At 65.8% G+C, this 15,734-nt stretch carries 15 protein-coding genes; 11 read left to right on the top strand and 4 right to left on the bottom strand.

The window, feature by feature from the left end; all coding sequences use genetic code 11:
- Positions 1 to 28 precede the first annotated feature (28 nt).
- Both ACUXH0_RS02180 and ACUXH0_RS02185 read right to left on the bottom strand, forming a co-directional pair.
- Positions 29 to 721, bottom strand: a complete 693-nt coding sequence (locus tag ACUXH0_RS02180) for a DUF2076 domain-containing protein (protein WP_028866775.1) — start codon at positions 719 to 721, stop codon at positions 29 to 31.
- 102 nt (positions 722 to 823) lie between these two features.
- Positions 824 to 1,795, bottom strand: coding sequence for a GlxA family transcriptional regulator (locus ACUXH0_RS02185; RefSeq protein ID WP_024974456.1), 972 nt, complete (start codon positions 1,793 to 1,795; stop codon positions 824 to 826).
- A 97-nt stretch (positions 1,796 to 1,892) separates the two neighbouring features.
- Between ACUXH0_RS02185 and ACUXH0_RS02190 the strand changes: the two genes are divergently transcribed.
- From ACUXH0_RS02190 to ACUXH0_RS02240, 11 genes are all read left to right on the top strand, one after another.
- Positions 1,893 to 2,705, top strand: coding sequence for a dienelactone hydrolase family protein (locus ACUXH0_RS02190; RefSeq protein ID WP_027693597.1), 813 nt, complete (start codon positions 1,893 to 1,895; stop codon positions 2,703 to 2,705).
- A 136-nt stretch (positions 2,706 to 2,841) separates the two neighbouring features.
- Positions 2,842 to 5,205: a bifunctional salicylyl-CoA 5-hydroxylase/oxidoreductase gene (locus ACUXH0_RS02195; RefSeq protein WP_024542593.1), complete on the top strand. Its 2,364-nt coding sequence runs from the start codon at positions 2,842 to 2,844 to the stop codon at positions 5,203 to 5,205.
- Between the two features lies 1 nt (position 5,206).
- The gene (locus ACUXH0_RS02200; protein WP_024542594.1) at positions 5,207 to 5,989 is read left to right on the top strand and encodes an SDR family NAD(P)-dependent oxidoreductase; all 783 of its coding nucleotides are present in this window, start codon (positions 5,207 to 5,209) and stop codon (positions 5,987 to 5,989) included.
- Positions 5,986 to 6,570 carry a MarR family winged helix-turn-helix transcriptional regulator gene (locus ACUXH0_RS02205; protein ID WP_024542595.1) on the top strand — a complete coding sequence of 195 codons (585 nt, stop codon included), beginning with the start codon at positions 5,986 to 5,988 and terminating at the stop codon, positions 6,568 to 6,570. The genes ACUXH0_RS02200 and ACUXH0_RS02205 overlap by 4 nt, the downstream gene beginning before the upstream one ends.
- A 17-nt stretch (positions 6,571 to 6,587) precedes the next feature.
- Positions 6,588 to 7,448: an enoyl-CoA hydratase family protein gene (locus ACUXH0_RS02210; RefSeq protein WP_024542596.1), complete on the top strand. Its 861-nt coding sequence runs from the start codon at positions 6,588 to 6,590 to the stop codon at positions 7,446 to 7,448.
- Position 7,449: 1 nt separating this feature from the next.
- Entirely contained in the window at positions 7,450 to 8,625 is a 1,176-nt protein-coding gene (locus ACUXH0_RS02215; RefSeq protein WP_024542597.1) for an acyl-CoA dehydrogenase family protein, read from the top strand.
- Between the two features lie 31 nt (positions 8,626 to 8,656).
- On the top strand, positions 8,657 to 10,273 hold the full coding sequence (locus tag ACUXH0_RS02220; protein WP_024542598.1) for an AMP-binding protein: 1,617 nt from the start codon (positions 8,657 to 8,659) through the stop codon (positions 10,271 to 10,273).
- Positions 10,270 to 10,695, top strand: a complete 426-nt coding sequence (locus ACUXH0_RS02225) for an acyl-CoA thioesterase (protein WP_024542599.1) — start codon at positions 10,270 to 10,272, stop codon at positions 10,693 to 10,695. Before ACUXH0_RS02220 ends, ACUXH0_RS02225 begins: the two co-directional genes overlap by 4 nt.
- Before the next feature lie 19 nt (positions 10,696 to 10,714).
- Positions 10,715 to 11,107, top strand: coding sequence for a RidA family protein (locus ACUXH0_RS02230; protein ID WP_004632330.1), 393 nt, complete (start codon positions 10,715 to 10,717; stop codon positions 11,105 to 11,107).
- A 126-nt stretch (positions 11,108 to 11,233) separates the two neighbouring features.
- Positions 11,234 to 12,241: a fatty acid desaturase gene (locus tag ACUXH0_RS02235; RefSeq protein WP_024542600.1), complete on the top strand. Its 1,008-nt coding sequence runs from the start codon at positions 11,234 to 11,236 to the stop codon at positions 12,239 to 12,241.
- Entirely contained in the window at positions 12,210 to 13,055 is an 846-nt protein-coding gene (locus ACUXH0_RS02240; RefSeq protein WP_024542601.1) for a phosphate/phosphite/phosphonate ABC transporter substrate-binding protein, read from the top strand. Before ACUXH0_RS02235 ends, ACUXH0_RS02240 begins: the two co-directional genes overlap by 32 nt.
- Positions 13,056 to 13,141: 86 nt before the next feature.
- Here ACUXH0_RS02240 and tcuC read toward each other — a convergent pair whose 3' ends face one another.
- Both tcuC and tcuB read right to left on the bottom strand, forming a co-directional pair.
- A complete protein-coding gene (gene tcuC, locus ACUXH0_RS02245; protein ID WP_024542602.1) occupies positions 13,142 to 14,464 on the bottom strand; it encodes an MFS transporter in 1,323 nt (440 codons plus the stop codon).
- A 58-nt stretch (positions 14,465 to 14,522) separates the two neighbouring features.
- Positions 14,523 to 15,734, bottom strand: a complete 1,212-nt coding sequence (gene tcuB / locus ACUXH0_RS02250; protein WP_081311572.1) for a tricarballylate utilization 4Fe-4S protein TcuB — start codon at positions 15,732 to 15,734, stop codon at positions 14,523 to 14,525.

Raw genomic sequence — 15,734 nt, forward strand, 5'->3', positions numbered from 1 at the left:
CTGCCGATGCGCGGCGCGCCTTGCGCGACTAGCTCAACATCGAATCGTCATCCGAATAGTCACTACCGCCGAGGTCGCTGTCGTCGATCAGCCCGAGGCTGTCATCGCGCGACGCCGTGTTGGTCGTGCCGCTGTTGCCGTTGCTGTCGCTGTCGTAGTAGTTGTTGATGACCGTTTCCGTGGTGCCGCCCATCACCGGCTGCTGGCCGAAGAAACCGCCACCGCCGCTGTTGTGATGGAACATGTTCTCGATGCCCTGGAACAGGAGCGCGCCGCCAGCCACGCCGGCTGCCGTGGTGGCAACGCTGCCGAGCGTGCTGCCCAGGCCGCCGCTAAAGAAGCCTGAGCGCGAGGGTTGCGCCGGGGCCGTCTGGGGCTGTGGCGGCATCTGTACTGGGGCGGCTTGCTGCGGGGCGTAGGCGGGGTTGGGCGCCGGGCTGTTGGCGTGGCTGCCCCAGTTGTTGGCCGAGTCCATGAACGACGTGCTGCGGCCGGCTTGCGCGGTCTGCAACTGACTCTGCAGCGTGGCGATCTGCGCTTGCGCCGATGCCAGCGCCTGGTCGAGCAGCATGGCCCGCTGCACGAGCAGATAGGCCGCGTCCGGCTGGCGAGCCACGGCGTCCAGGATGCGGGCTTCGGCCTGCGGGTCCTTGGCCGCGGCGCGCGCCTGCGTCAGTTGGGCCAGGAAGTTTTCCAGCGCTTGCTGTTCTTGCGGGGACATGGTGTGTAGTCCTGTCTGGGTGGATGCGACGTGACCAAGTTAGGGGCCAAGTCTTAAACCAACATTAAGGCCCGGCAGCTTCTTGTGTAACCGCCTGTAACCCTAGGCTGCCGGGCGGTATTGGCTGGGGTTGGTGCCCGACACTTTGCGCATCAGGCGCCGCAGCGCGGTGGCGTCTTCGTAGCCTACGGCTTCGGCCACGCTGTCGATGGTCATGCGGCTCGATTCGATCAGCATGCGGGCGCGGTTCAGGCGCACGCTCTGCACCAGGGCGAGCGTGCTTCTGCCGGTCGCTTCCCGCACGTGCCGAGACAGCGTGCGTTGCGACATGGCCAGCTCGTCGGCCAGCGCCTGAACGCTGGGCGGGTTGGGCAGGGCGGCTTCAATGCGTGCCACCAGCCGGGCAATCAGCGCGTTGCCGTTGGCCAGCATGGCGGGCACCACAAACGGCGCTTGCGCGTGGCGGCCGTCGATCAGCAGCACACGCCCCACGGCGTCGGCCAGCGCCACGCCAAAGCGTGTGCGCAGCAGATGCAGCATCAGGTCGGTTTGCGCAAAGGCGGCGCCGGCAGTGGCGATCGGGCCGTCGGCGCACACCATGCGGTCTGCGTCGACCGTGCATGCGGGTTCCCACTGCTGCAGCGTCGGGGCCAGCCACCAAGACGTGGTGACGCAACGCCCGTGCAGCAAGCCGCCCGCCTGCAACAGAAACACCGCCGAGCACGATGCGGCCACCTGCCCGCCCGCTGCGACCTGCGCGGCCAGGGCGCGCGCTGCTCGCTGGGCATCATCCTGCGCCAGGCGCGTGGCAATCACGCCCGCATGATCCAGGCCCAGGCCCGGCACGATCCAGGTGCCCCCATCGGGGCGGGGGCGCTTTGGCAGGGCGGTGGCCTCCACTTGCATACCGTTGCTCAGTTGCGCGCTGGGCGCGTCGGCTGAGAGTACGCGCCAGGTTGGACGCGGGGCCTTCACACGCGGGGCGAGTGTCGACGCGGCCTGCAGGATGTCCAGTGTTGCCGCCACGCTGGTGGCGTAAGCGCCGGAGAGTACGAGGAGGGTGAAATCCGCCATGACCAAAGTTGCCCGAAAGATGTCGAAATCGACACTGCCAGTCTAGCGGCCCGAGGCGTTCAATGGGGGCATCTCCATTCCGCGCAAGGCCGACCGCATGACGCCCCCCATCCCGCAAGACGACCGCCTGGAAGACTTCACGCGCCGCCAGATCACCATGGATGGCATCACCAAGACCGTGTATGTGACCGGCACCGGGCCGGGCGTGATCGTCATGGCCGAAATGCCGGGCATCAGCCCGCACGTGGCGCGGTTTGCACGCTGGGTGCGCGATGCGGGGTTGACGGTCTACATACCGTCGTTGTTCGGGCGGGATGGCGCGGTGCCCGAGGCGGAGGCGGGTGCCGCGGTGTTCCGCCATGCGTGCGTGAGTGCGGAGTTCCGTGCCTTTGCGGCCAACCAGTCGAGCCCGGTCACGCAGTGGCTGCGCAGCTTGGCGCGGCTGGCCCATGCGGAGTGCGGTGGCCCCGGGGTGGGTGCCATCGGCATGTGTTTCACCGGCAATTTCGCGCTGACGATGATGCTGGAGCCGGCCATGCTGGCGCCCGTGCTGTGCCAGCCGTCCTTGCCATTGAACGCGCCGGGCGGGATCGAGATCGCGCCAGAGGAAGCGGCCGCCGTACGCCAGCGGCTGGAGCAGGAAGACCTGACCGTGCTGGCCTATCGGTTTGAGGGCGACCGCTTCTGCCGCGCCGAGCGCTTCGCTGCATATGCACAGGCGCTGGGCCCTCGCTTTGTGCCGCGCGTGCTGCCCGACAGCGCTGCGCACCCGAACCCGCCCTCGTTCTTTGCCCGGCATGTGCCTTGTCCGCACAGCGTGGTGACGGCCCACCTGATCGACGCGGCTGGCGAGCCAACGTTGGGGGCCCGCGACGAGATCCTGGCGTTCTTCCGGCAGCGCCTGTGCTGAGTGGGGACTCACATGCGGGTGTGAGCCTGGCGCCGCCCGGTTCGGTGTAAACCCCGGGGTGCCGGCTGAGCAAATTACTTTACAACTAAACTATTCATGACTAAGGTAATACCGCATCAAACGCGGAGCCGTTGTCATGAAGATTGTCTGTATTGGTGGTGGGCCGGCCGGCCTGTACTTTGCCCTGCTGATGAAGCTGCAGGACCCGTCGCACGACATCACCGTGGTGGAGCGCAACCGCCCGTATGACACGTTCGGCTGGGGCGTGGTGTTCTCTGACCAGACGCTGGGCAACCTGCAGCGTGCCGACGCCAAGAGCGCCGCGCAGATTCTCGACGCGTTCAATCACTGGGACGACATTGAAGTGCACATCCGCGGGCAGGTGGTGCGCTCGGGCGGCCATGGCTTTTGCGGCATCGGGCGCAAGCGCCTGCTGAACATCCTGCAGGCGCGCTGCGAGGAAGAGGGCGTCAAGCTCGTCTTTGAAACCGACGTGCAAGATGACACGGCCTACGCCGATGCCGACCTCATCATCGCCAGCGACGGCCTGAACAGCCGCATCCGCACCAAGTACGCCGCCACGTATCAACCCGATATCGACATGCGCCGCTGCCGCTTTGTCTGGCTGGGCACGCACAAGCTGTTCGAGGCCTTCACGTTTGCGTTTGAAGAAACCGAGCACGGCTGGTTTCAGGCGCATGCGTACCGCTTTGATGACGAAACCTCCACCTTCATTGTCGAGGCGCCTGAAGAGGTGTGGCGCGACGCCGGGTTGGAAACCATGGAGAAGGAAGACGCTATCGCCTATTGCGAGCGCCTCTTCGCCAAGTACCTCGACGGCAACAAGCTGATTTCCAATGCCACGCACCTGCGGGGCTCTGCGCAGTGGATCCGGTTTCCGCGCGTGGTTTGCAGGCATTGGGTGCACACCAACGCGCACGGCACGCCGGTGGTGCTGATGGGCGACGCCGCGCACACGGCGCATTTCTCGATCGGCTCCGGCACTAAGCTGGCGCTGGAAGATTCGATTGAACTGGCACGCAGCATCGGCCAGCACCCGGGCGATTTGCGTGCCGCGCTTGAACACTACGAGGCGGTGCGCAGCGTGGAAGTGCTGCGCATTCAGAACGCGGCGCGCAATTCGACCGAGTGGTTTGAAAACGTGGCCCGCTACGCCAGCCTGCCGACCGAGCAGTTTGCCTATTCGCTGCTCACGCGCAGCCAGCGCATCAGCCACGAAAACCTGCGCCAGCGCGACAAGCGCTATCTCGAACAGTTTGAAAACTGGATTGCCGAGCAGGCCGGCGCCCAGCGCGGGCCGCAGCACGGCCCGGTGCCACCGATGTTCACGCCGTTCACGGTGCGTGGCGTCACGCTCAAGAACCGCGTGGTGGTGTCACCCATGGCGCAGTACTCGTGCGAAGACGGCCAACCGGCGGACTACCACCTCGTGCACCTGGGCGCGCGCGCCATGGGCGGTGCCGGCCTGGTGATGGCCGAGATGACCTGTGTGTCGCCGGATGCGCGCATCACCCCCGGCTGCCCGGGTTTGTGGAACACCGAACACCGTGACGGCTGGGCGCGCATCGTGCAGTTCGTGCATGCCAACAGCGATGCAAAGCTCGGGATTCAGCTCGGCCATGCCGGTGCCAAGGGCTCGACGCGCGTGGCGTGGGAGGGCATCGATCTGCCGCTGGAAGACGGGCAGAACTGGCCGCTGATCTCCGCATCGCCCCAGCAGTATTTGGATGGCGTAAGCCAGTGGTCGTACGCCATGACGCGCGACGACATGGACCGCGTGCGTGACGACTTCGTCCATTCGGCGCGGCTGGCGGCCGAAGCCGGCTTCGACTGGCTGGAGCTGCACTGCGCGCACGGCTATCTGTTGTCGTCGTTCATCTCGCCGCTGACGAACCAGCGCAACGACGAATACGGCGGATCGCTGGACAACCGGCTGCGTTTTCCGCTCGAAGTCTTCCACGCGGTGCGTGAGGTGTGGCCGAGCAACAAGCCGATGTCGGTGCGCATTTCCGCGCACGACTGGGTGGAGGGTGGTATCACGCCGGACGATGCGGTCGAGATCGCGCGCATCTTCAAGGCCGCAGGCGCCGACATGATCGATTGCTCGTCGGGCCAGGTCAGCAAGAAGGAGCAGCCCGTGTACGGCCGCATGTTCCAAACGCCGTTTGCCGATCGCGTGCGCAACGAGGCGGGCATTGCCACCATCGCCGTGGGCGCCATCTCCGAGGCCGACCACGTCAACAGCATCATTGCGGCCGGCCGTGCCGACCTGTGTGCCGTGGCGCGCCCGCACCTCGCCAACGCGGCCTGGACGCTGAACGAAGCCGCCCGCATCGGTTATCTCGACATGCCGTGGCCCAAGCAATACCGCGCGGGCAAGCTGCAACTGGAGCGCAACCTGGAGCGCGAGCGCGCGATGGCGGCGCAGGCGGCGGGGCTGTCACCGCTGGAGCAGGCCAACCGCATGCAGGGGGTTTGAGATGGCGACCTCTGCAATGCTCGCCGGGCACCACGCCGTTGTTACCGGTGCAGGGCGCGGGATTGGCGCTGCGATTGCCGCGCAACTCGCGGCGCATGGCGCCACGCTCACGCTGATGGGCCGTAACGCCAACGTGCTGGAAGCCACCGCCAAGACGTTGCCCGATAGCGCACGCGCGCATGTCGTGACGTGCGATGTGACCGACGAGGCGAGTGTGTCGGCGGCGTTCGAATCCGCGCGCGCGGGGCTCGGCCCCATCTCCATCCTCGTCAACAACGCGGGGCAGGCGGAGAGTGCATCGTTTGCCAAGACCACGCTTTCTCAATGGCAGCGCATGCTGGCCGTCAACCTGACGGGCACGTTCCTGTGCACGCAGGCGGCGTTGGCCGATGTGCAGGCGTCGGGCCGCGGCCGCATCGTCAACATCGCCAGCACGGCCGGGCAGCGCGGTTATGCGTATGTGTCGGCGTATGTGGCCGCCAAGCACGGCGTGATCGGGCTCACGCGCTCGCTTGCGTTGGAGCTTGCCGCGAGCGGCGTCACGGTCAATGCAGTCTGCCCCGGCTATACGGAAACCAACATCGTGCGCGAGAGCATCGACCGCATCGTCGCCCGCACCGGCCGCAGCGCAGAAGAAGCGCGGGCCGAGCTGGTGAAGGGTAACCCGCAAGGCCGGCTCATCACGCCCGACGAAGTGGCGAACGCGGTCGTGTGGCTGTGCTCCGATGGCGCGTCGTCGGTCACGGGTCAGGCCATCTCGGTATCTGGCGGGGAGGTGATGTGAGCACCGAACGCACCCGGCGCAAAACCGCACTCGCCACGCGTGCCTCCGGCCATCACGCCGTCGTGCAGGCGCTGGGCGACGAACATATCGGGCTGGAAGCGCGCGCGCATGTGGACGACCACATGGACGTCAAAATCTGGCTGCGCCTGCTGGCCTGCAGCACGCAGATCGAGCAGCAGATCCGCCAGCGCCTGCGCACGCGCTTCAACACCACGCTGCCGCGCTTCGACTATCTGGCACAACTCGATCGTCACCCGGACGGGCTGCGCATGAACGTGCTGTCGCGCTACTTGATGGTGACGGGCGGCAACGTCACCGGCCTGACCGACCAGTTGGAGAAGGAAGGGCTTGTCAAACGCGAGGCGGATCCGGACGATCGCCGGTCCTTTCGCGTGCTGCTGACCGACGCCGGCCGCCGCCACTTTGCCGAGATGGCCGCCGAGCACGAACGCTGGCTGATCGAGATGTTCGACGGCCTTGGCGTCGCCAACAAAGACGCGCTGTATGCGCAGCTCGGCCACCTGCGCGTCCACCTCGCGCAGCGTGAGCAAGAGCTGGACGCCCGCGAAGATCAACCCTGAACGAACCCGACCCAATCATGACCGACCCGAATCACCCTGTGGACCCGGCCCTGCTGGCCGGCAACCGCCGCCCGCTGGCGGGCTATCAAGCCAAGCATTTCCTGTGGAGCGTGGAGGGCGGCGTGGCCACCATCACGCTCAACCGGCCCGAGCGCAAGAACCCGCTCACGTTTGATTCGTATGCCGAGCTGCGCGACCTGTTCCATCAGCTCAAGTGGGCGGATGACGTCAAGGCCGTCGTGCTGGCCGGCGCGGGCGACAACTTCTGCTCCGGCGGTGATGTGCACGAGATCATCGGCCCGCTCGTGCAACTGAGGGCGCCCGAGTTGCTGATGTTCACGCGCATGACGGGCGAGCTGGTCAAGGCGATGCGCGCGTGCCCGCAGCCGATCGTCGCTGCAATTGACGGCGTATGCGCCGGCGCAGGCGCCATCCTGGCGATGTCTTCCGACCTGCGTCTGGGCACGGCGCGCAGCAAGACGGCGTTCCTTTTCAATCGCGTTGGCTTGGCCGGCTGCGACATGGGCGCCTGCGCGATCCTGCCGCGCATCATCGGCCAGGGCCGCGCGAGCGAGTTGCTCTACACCGGCCGCTCGATGAGCGGTGAAGAGGGCGAGCGCTGGGGCTTTTTCAACCGCCTGTGCGAACCGGCCGAGGTGCTGAGCCAAGCGCAAGCCCTGGCCGCCGATCTGGCCGCCGGCCCGACGTTCGCCAACGGCATCACCAAGACGATGCTGCACCAGGAATGGACGATGACGATCGAGCAGGCGATCGAGGCCGAGGCGCAGGCGCAGGCCATCTGCATGCTGACCGAAGATTTTTCGCGGGCCTATCACGCGTTCGTCGCCAAGCAAAAACCGGTATTCGAGGGCAACTGAGATGAGCGACAAAGATTATTTGCAGTGGCCGTTCTTTGGCGACAAGCACCGCCAGCTCGAAACCGAACTCGATGCCTGGGCCACGAAGCACATCGCGCACGACCACGGCCCCGATGTGGATGCCGAATGCCGCGCGCTGGTCAAGTCGCTCGGGCAAGCCGGCTGGCTGCGCCACGCGGTGGGCGGCACGGCGCACGGCGGCGCGGCCGAGACCATCGACACGCGCGCCATCTGCCTGATCCGCGAGACGCTGGCACGCCATTCCGGCCTGGCCGACTTTGCCTTTGCGATGCAGGGGCTGGGCTCGGGCGCCATCTCGTTGCACGGCACGCCTGAGCAGCGCGAACGCTATCTGACGAAGGTGGCGCGCGGCGAGGCCATCGCTGCATTTGCGTTGTCCGAACCGGAGGCCGGCTCCGATGTAGCCGCCATGGCGTGCGCCGCGCGTGAAGACGGCACGGATTACGTGCTCGACGGCGAGAAGACATGGATTTCCAACGGCGGCATCGCCGACTTCTACGTCGTGTTTGCCCGCACCGGCGAGGCGCCGGGCTCGCGCGGCATCAGCGCGTTCATTGTCGAGGCCGGTACGTCGGGCTTTGACATTGCAGAGCGCATCAACGTGATTGCGCCGCACCCGCTCGCGCGCCTGCGTTTCACCAACTGCCGCATCCCGGCCAGCCAGCGCGTGGGCGCGGCAGGCGAGGGCTTCAAAGTGGCGATGCGCACGCTGGATGTGTTCCGCACGTCGGTGGCTGCAGCCGCGCTGGGTTTTGCGCGCCGCGCGCTGGACGAAGCGCTGGCGCGCGCCACCACCCGCAAGATGTTCAGCGGTGTGCTGGCTGATTTCCAGCTCACGCAGGCCAAGCTCGCACAAATGGCCACCGCCATCGACAGCGCCGCGCTGCTGACGTACCGCGCCGCGTGGCAGCGCGACCAGGGCCGCAACGTGACGCGCGAGGCTGCCATGGCCAAGTTGACCGCCACCGAGAACGCGCAGCAGGTGATCGACGCCGCGGTGCAGATGTGGGGCGGCCTGGGCGTGGTGAGCGAGCAGCCGGTGGAGCGCCTGTACCGCGAGATCCGCTCGCTGCGGATCTACGAAGGCGCGACGGAAGTGCAGCAACTCATCATCGCGCGCGAACTCCTGCGCGCGGCCACGCCGGCAGCGCACTGACACTGCCCAGCCCAGAGACGGAGAGCTCGCCATGCCCAGCGCCCATATCGACACCTTCGCCCGCGACCGGCTGCCCCCGGCGGAGCTGCAACCGGTGTATCGCTTTGATCTGCCGGCGCTGCAGTTTCCGCCGCAGTTGAACTGTGCGACCGAACTGCTCGACCGCCGCGTTGCCGCAGGCGAGGGCGGCCGCCTCTGCATCCAGGCGCCCGGCACCCGCTGGACATACGCCGATCTCCAGGAGCACGCCAACCGCATCGCCAATGTACTGGTCAACGAGATGGGCGTCGTGCCGGGCAACCGCGTGCTGCTGCGCTCGCCCAACAGCCCGATGCTGGCCGCCTGCTGGTTTGCCGTGATGAAAGTGGGCGCCATTGCGGTGACGACCATGCCGCTGCTGCGCGCCAAAGAGCTGGGTCAGATCCTGGGCAAGGGCGAGATCGGTTTCGCGCTGTGCGACGCGCGGCTCGTCGACGAGTTGCGCGATGCCGTGGCGCAAGCGGCCAAGCCGGTGCAGATGCTGTGTTTTCACGATGACACGCCGGAAGGGCTGGAGGCCGCCATGGCACGCCAGCCGGCCGCCTTCGCCAACGTCGATACGGCGGCGGATGACACGTGCCTGCTTGCCTTTACGTCGGGCACGACAGGCGTACCGAAAGCCACGATGCATTTTCATCGCGACATCCTCGCCATTTGCGCGTGTTGGCCGCCGCACGTGCTGCAGCCGCGCGCGGACGACATCTTCATCGGCAGCCCGCCGATGGCATTTACGTTCGGGCTTGGCGGCCTGCTGCTGTTTCCGATGAGCGTGGGTGCATCGACGGTGCTGCTGGAGAAGGCATCGCCGAACGATCTGGTCGATGGCATCCGCACGTTTGGCGCGACGGTGCTGTTCACGGCGCCTACCACGTACCGCAACATCGCGGCGCGCGGAGACGAGTTGCGTGCGACGCCGCTGCGCCGCTGTGTGTCGGCGGGCGAGGCGCTGCCGGTGGCCACCCGCACGCTGTGGAAGAACGCCACCGGCATCGAATTGATTGACGGCATTGGCGCGACCGAAATGCTGCATATCTTCATCTCCGCCGCCGATGCCGACGTGCGCCCCGGCGCCACCGGCAAGGCCGTCCCCGGATATGTCGCACAGGTTGTGGACGATGCCGGCAACCCCGTGCCGCCGGGCACGGTGGGCCGCCTGGCTGTGCAAGGTCCGACCGGCTGCCGATACCTGGCCGACGACCGCCAGCGCGCGTATGTGCGCAACGGCTGGAACCTCACGGGCGATGCCTACGTGATGGACGAGGAAGGCTACTTCCACTACCACTCGCGTACCGACGACATGATCATCTCGTCGGGCTACAACATTGCCGCGCCCGAGGTGGAAGACGCGCTGATGCAGCATCCGGCCGTAGCCGAGTGCGGGGTGATCGGCGAGCCCGATGAAGAGCGCGGGCAGATCGTCAAGGCGTTCGTTGTATTGCACCCCGGCCATCCGGCGGGGCCGGAGATGGTCAAGACGCTGCAGGACTTCGTGAAGCAGACCGTGGCCCCGTACAAGTATCCGCGTGCCATCGAATTTCGCGCGAGCCTGCCGCGCAGTGAAGTCGGCAAGCTGCTGCGTTACCGCCTGCGTGAGCACGGCAAATCATGAGTGACTACCACTTCGAGCGCGCCGCGCGCATCCGCTTTGCACACTGCGACCCGGCCGGCATCGTCTACTTTCCGCAATACCTTGTGCTGTTCAACGGCCTGGTCGAAGACTGGTTTACCGACGGCCTGGGTGTCTCGTATGCGCAGATGCTGGGCCCGCGCCGCATCGGCCTGCCCATCGTCAAGCTGCATTGCGAGTTCAGCGCCATCAGCCGTATGGGCGACGATGTGCAGTTCAAGCTGAAGCTGGAGCGGCTCGGCAATGCATCGCTCACGTTGGGCCTGGATTGCTGGGCCGGCGACGAACAGCGCGTGCGCTCACAGCAGGTGCTGGTATTTACCGATCTCAATACGCATCGCGCGATGCCGATGCCGCCCGATGTGCGGCTGGCGATCGAGGCGAGCGTTCAACAGTCCCGATAAAAGTAGAAGGAATCGCATCATGGAAGTACTCCTCCCCCCTAACTGGCCGCGCCCCAAGGGCTATGCCAACGGTGTATCCGCGCGCGGGCGCATGGTGTTCGTGGCCGGCATGATCGGCTGGGATGCGCAGGGCGTGTTCCACACGGATGACCTGGCCGGTCAGGTCCGGCAGGCGCTGCAGAACATCGTCGACGTGTTGGCCGCCGGCGACGCCAAGCCCGAGCACATCGTGCGCATGACGTGGTACGTGACCGACAAGAAGGCTTACGTGGCGGCCTATCCCGAGATCGGCAAGGCGTTCCGCGAACTGATCGGCAGCTTCAGCATTGCGATGACGGCAGTGGAGGTGGGAGCGCTGGTCGAAGACCGCGCGAAGGTGGAGATCGAGGTGACGGCGGTGGTGCCGGATTAGGGCGATCCGCAAACGTCATGTGCGCTGGGGATTGCTGCCACATATCGTTATCGGCAATCCTTCGTTCCGGTCGCGCGGGGCCGGCCCGTATGCTGTGCTTTCGTTCCACCACGCAAGCATGCACGCATGGCCATTTATCTTGACGACCGACAGCGCACGGAGCTGGCGCGGGCCGCCCGTCACTGGCTGTGGCGCACGGAGCTGCCGACGTGGCTGCTGATCGCCACGGTCTATGCAACCTGGTTTGGCGTTGCCACGCATGTGCGGCAACTCGGTTTGCTGCTGGCGTGTGTGCTGCTGACGTTATGCACCACGTGGTACCTGTCGTTGCAGCACGAGCTGCTGCATGGTCACCCGACACGCTTGCCGTGGCTCAATGCCTTGCTCGGCGCCGCGCCGCTGGGCATCTGGCTGCCATATGGCCTGTACCGGCGCCTGCATCTGCGGCACCACGAGGCTGAACTGACGCACCCGGACACCGATCCGGAGAGCTACTTCCTCTACGCCGTCGATTGGCATGCGGCCAGTCCGGCAATGCGCAAGCTGTATGCCGCGCGCAATACGCTGGCCGGGCGGATGTTGCTGCAACCCGCGTTCTCGATTCTCACCATTGCAGCGGATGCTTGCGCAAAGCTGCGCTCGGGCGACTGGCGCGACGCGCCCATGTGGGCGGCCCACCTGCTTGCGGTCGCGGTGCTGCTCGTCTGGCTGCAGACGGCCTGTGGCCTGCCTGCCTGGCTCATGCTGCTGGGCGTGGCTTATCCGGCGCTGTCGTTGGCGGCGATCCGCTCTTTCCAGGAGCATCGCCCGGCGGATTCCCACGCCACCCGAAGCGTCATCAACGACGCCGGCTTGATGTGGCGGTTGCTGTTTCTCAACAACAACTACCATCTGGTGCACCACGACCTGCCTTCCGTACCGTGGTTTGCATTGGCATGGGTCTACCGTCGGCGCGCTGACGACTACCTCGTGCGCAACGGCGGCTTCCATGTCCGCGGGTATCGGGAATGGCTGATCCGCTACGCGCTGCGTGTGGCGGCGCCGGTAGCGCATCCGCTGTTCCATGGTCCTTCCGATCGGCACATGTATGCGCCGCGTTCCTATGGCGGGTATCGCGAATATGGCGAAGCGTGAGCGCTGGGTGGCAGCCCTCCCGATGTACAACGTCTCTGCGTCGTTGCGGGACGACTGGGCCACGCTGATCGAGCGAACAGCCCAGGCGCTCGGCCGTGGCATGTCGCCCGTGATGCTGGACACCGTGGACCCGGGCGAGAGCCCCGACGCGCTGCACGCTTTCTGGCGACGCGACGACGTGTTGCTGTCGCAAACCTGCGGCTACCCGTTGATTCGCGGGTTGGCATCGCGGGTACAGCTGATCGGCACCCCGCGCTTTGTGGTGCCCGGTTGCCAGCAGGAAGCCTATAGCAGTGCAATCGTGGTGCGCGCCAAAGATGGCCCCGCCACCCTGGCCGCATGCCGGGGGGCGCGCGTGGCCTGCAACAGCCCCGATTCGCACAGCGGCATGAACGCGCTGCGCCACGCCGTTGCGCCGCTGGTGCGCGGCGCGCGGTTCTTCGGGGCCGTCGTGCACACGGGCTCGCACCTGCGGTCGCTGGCGGCGGTGGCCGACGACGAGGCCGACGTTGCCGCCATCGACTGCGTAACGCTGGCCTTTGCCGCAGAGCACAGGCCAGACCTGGTTGCGGGGCTACGGCAGATCGGCTCGACACGGCATGTGGCCGGCCTGCCCTTCATCGCCTCACGCCGCGCGGGCGACACGCTGGTGCAGCGCGTGAGAAACGCAATGCGCCAAGCCTTGCACGATGACGCCGGTCTGCGCGCCAGGCTCCGCCTGGAAGACATCGTGCCGACCACGTTGGCGCATTACCGGCCCATCGCCGTGATGGCACGTGAGGCGCGCATGCGTGGGTATGGGGAACTGGGGTGACGTTTCAGCGGAGCAACAACGCACCCAGCGCAACGCTTGTGATGGAAGCGCCATGCACCTCACGGCAGCCTTCGCAGTGACGTGCGCTACGGGGTCGGCGAAGCTACGGGATCTGCACTTCGCCGCTTTTGCCGATACAGCCCCAGGGTCGCGCACAGCCCGCACAGTGCGGCGAAACTGAGCCAATAGCCGGGCGCCGCCTTGTCGTGTGTCACTTCGATCAAGTAGGTCGACAGCGCTGGCGTGAACCCGCCGAAGACGGCTGTTGCCAGGCTGAACGCCAGCGAAAAGCCGGCTACACGCACCTCGACCGGCATGACCTCGGTCAGCGCGGCGACCATGGCGCCGTTGTACATGCCAAAGAAGAACGAGAACCAAAGGAGCACGGTCAGCATTCGGCCAAAGCTGGGTGCATGTGCAAGCCAGGACAGCGCCGGATATGACGTGCAGATGGCCAGAAGGGTAATCGCCATCAAGATGGGTTTGCGGCCGGTGCGGTCTGAAATGGCGCCGCCGATTGGCAACCAGATGAAGTTCGATAGCGCAACGAGCAGCGTCACCATCAGGCTGTCGCTTGTCGACAGCTTCAGCACGGCCTTGCCAAAGGTCGGCGTGTACACAGTGATGAGGTAGAACGTCGTGGTGGTCATCGCCGTGAGCAGCATGCCGCCGATGACGATCTTCCAGTGACGCACCAGCATCGCGAACACTTCGGCCGACCGAGGATGATGACGCCTTGCTTCAAAGGCCGCCGTTTCTTTCAGTGAGCGGCGCAGCACGAACAGGAATGGAACGATGGCACAACCCAGAAAGAACGGGATGCGCCATCCCCACACGGCCAACTGCTCTGCGGCCATCCACTGATTGAGTGCATAGCCCAGGGCAGCCGCCACGATGATGGCCACTTGCTGGCTGCCGGATTGCCAGCTCGTATAGAAGCCCTTGTTCCCAGGCGTTGCGATCTCCGCCAGATACACGGAAACACCGCCGAGTTCGGCGCCCGCCGAGAAGCCCTGCAACAGTCGGCCGATCAGCACCAGCACCGATGCAGCGATGCCGATGGACGCATAACTGGGCACGCAGGCGATCAGGATCGTCCCGCTTGCCATGATCGCCAGCGTGACGATCAGACCTTTACGCCGGCCGACCTTGTCGATGTACGCACCCAGAAAGATCGCGCCCAGCGGGCGCATCAGGAACCCGGCGCCGAACACGGCGAAGGTCAGCATCAGCGAGGCAAACTCGTCCGCCAAGGGAAAGAAGACCTTGGAGATTGCGGTGGCGTAAAAGCCGAAAAGGAAAAAATCAAACTGCTCGAGAAAGTTGCCGCTCGTCACGCGTAGCACGGCGGCGGCCTTTGATCCGTGCGAGCTGGCGTGCTCCACGGCGAGTTGATGAGTGGGGTTCACTGCAGTGTCTCCTGTTGTATAGCGCAGCGGCGAGATGCGCCGCCTCGCTGCTTATGTGCTAATCCGCGCCGAGCGTGACGTTGTTTCGTTGCCGTCTTTCAATCGAGGATTTCAATAGCGCGGCGGATCGGTACACGCCATGCGCGAACTTTCCATATGGCAGCGTCGCGAACAGTGCGACAACGATGCCCAGATGGATCGCCAGCAGCGTCGGCATCGCCGCTGTGCTGCGCCCGGCCAGAAGCGCGAGCCCTGAAGCGCTGGTCATCAGAAGCAACGCAATGAACCCCCTGTCCATCGGGCGTTGCGCCGCATCGCCTTGCTCGGGGTGACGGCGCAGGTTGAGCCAAAGCAGGCCGGCTGGCCCGACGACCAGGCCGATACCGCCAACGGTGCCGAGCAGCACCGGCAAGCTGAGTAACGGGTAGGGCGCGTGGAGCCCGCGCAGGTAGTGATACAGCGTGGCAACCGCCGTTGCGGCAAAGCACAGCAGGAAGCCATAGAACGTCAGGTGGTGAAAGCGCCGCCGTGCCAGGGTGAAGGCATCGTCAGACTCGTTGCAGCCGTCGCCGTGTCCGCCGTCCAGGTACTTCAACGTCAAGGCGTTCTTTGCTGCTTCGGCCAGAGCAGGTGCGCTGGTTGCCCCGCTGCCTTCCGATACGTCATGCCAGAACCGCGTCACACCCATCCCGAGCGCTATCGCGGCGAAGAGAAACACCACGCCAAAGATCGCGACCAGCAAGTTATGTGGAAAGACCGCATAGAAGTTGCCGGCGGCGGCACCTCCCACCCTGTGCAAAAGACCGTACATTGCGGCGCCAAGCAACAGGAACATGGCCAGGCCGGCCGCGAGCGCCACGGATACCGTCACTCCGTTACGCTGATACAGGGCGCCCAACGACGCGGGCCACGCGTACTGCGTGTAGGTTTCCAGGCGGACCTTCGCCATTGCCTTGGGGACGTTGACGCCAAATTCGTGCGGTGGCGCGTACTGGCATGCGTGGTAACACGCGCCGCAGTTGTGGCACAGGTTGGCAAGGTAGTTGACGTCGGCCTTGCCGAACGCAAGGCGCCGTGTCATGGCAGGAAAGACGGCACAGAACCCTTCGCAGTAGCGACATGCGTTGCAAATCTGCATCTGCCGCGCCACTTCGATTTCGTTTGGCGTCATCGCCAGGATGGGAATCACGCGTGATGCCCGGCGACGCGTCTCGCGTGCTGAGGGGGCGGCGTCGTGTGAAGGGCGGTCCGTCCGCGCGGCGGCGGGCAT

This window comes from Ralstonia sp. 110700041-2, from assembly GCF_056280165.1.

Bases quoted from the DNA above. Each gene is read 5' to 3' on its own strand.
- ACUXH0_RS02180 (WP_028866775.1), bottom strand. From the start codon at position 721: ATGTCCCCGCAAGAACAGCAAGCGCTGGAAAACTTCCTGGCCCAACTG.
- ACUXH0_RS02185 (WP_024974456.1), bottom strand. From the start codon at position 1,795: ATGGCGGATTTCACCCTCCTCGTACTCTCCGGCGCTTACGCCACCAGC.
- ACUXH0_RS02190 (WP_027693597.1), top strand. From the start codon at position 1,893: ATGACGCCCCCCATCCCGCAAGACGACCGCCTGGAAGACTTCACGCGC.
- ACUXH0_RS02195 (WP_024542593.1), top strand. From the start codon at position 2,842: ATGAAGATTGTCTGTATTGGTGGTGGGCCGGCCGGCCTGTACTTTGCC.
- ACUXH0_RS02200 (WP_024542594.1), top strand. From the start codon at position 5,207: ATGGCGACCTCTGCAATGCTCGCCGGGCACCACGCCGTTGTTACCGGT.
- ACUXH0_RS02210 (WP_024542596.1), top strand. From the start codon at position 6,588: ATGACCGACCCGAATCACCCTGTGGACCCGGCCCTGCTGGCCGGCAAC.
- ACUXH0_RS02215 (WP_024542597.1), top strand. From the start codon at position 7,450: ATGAGCGACAAAGATTATTTGCAGTGGCCGTTCTTTGGCGACAAGCAC.
- ACUXH0_RS02220 (WP_024542598.1), top strand. From the start codon at position 8,657: ATGCCCAGCGCCCATATCGACACCTTCGCCCGCGACCGGCTGCCCCCG.
- ACUXH0_RS02225 (WP_024542599.1), top strand. From the start codon at position 10,270: ATGAGTGACTACCACTTCGAGCGCGCCGCGCGCATCCGCTTTGCACAC.
- ACUXH0_RS02230 (WP_004632330.1), top strand. From the start codon at position 10,715: ATGGAAGTACTCCTCCCCCCTAACTGGCCGCGCCCCAAGGGCTATGCC.
- ACUXH0_RS02235 (WP_024542600.1), top strand. From the start codon at position 11,234: ATGGCCATTTATCTTGACGACCGACAGCGCACGGAGCTGGCGCGGGCC.
- ACUXH0_RS02240 (WP_024542601.1), top strand. From the start codon at position 12,210: ATGGCGGGTATCGCGAATATGGCGAAGCGTGAGCGCTGGGTGGCAGCC.
- tcuB (WP_081311572.1), bottom strand. From the start codon at position 15,734: ATGCCCGCCGCCGCGCGGACGGACCGCCCTTCACACGACGCCGCCCCC.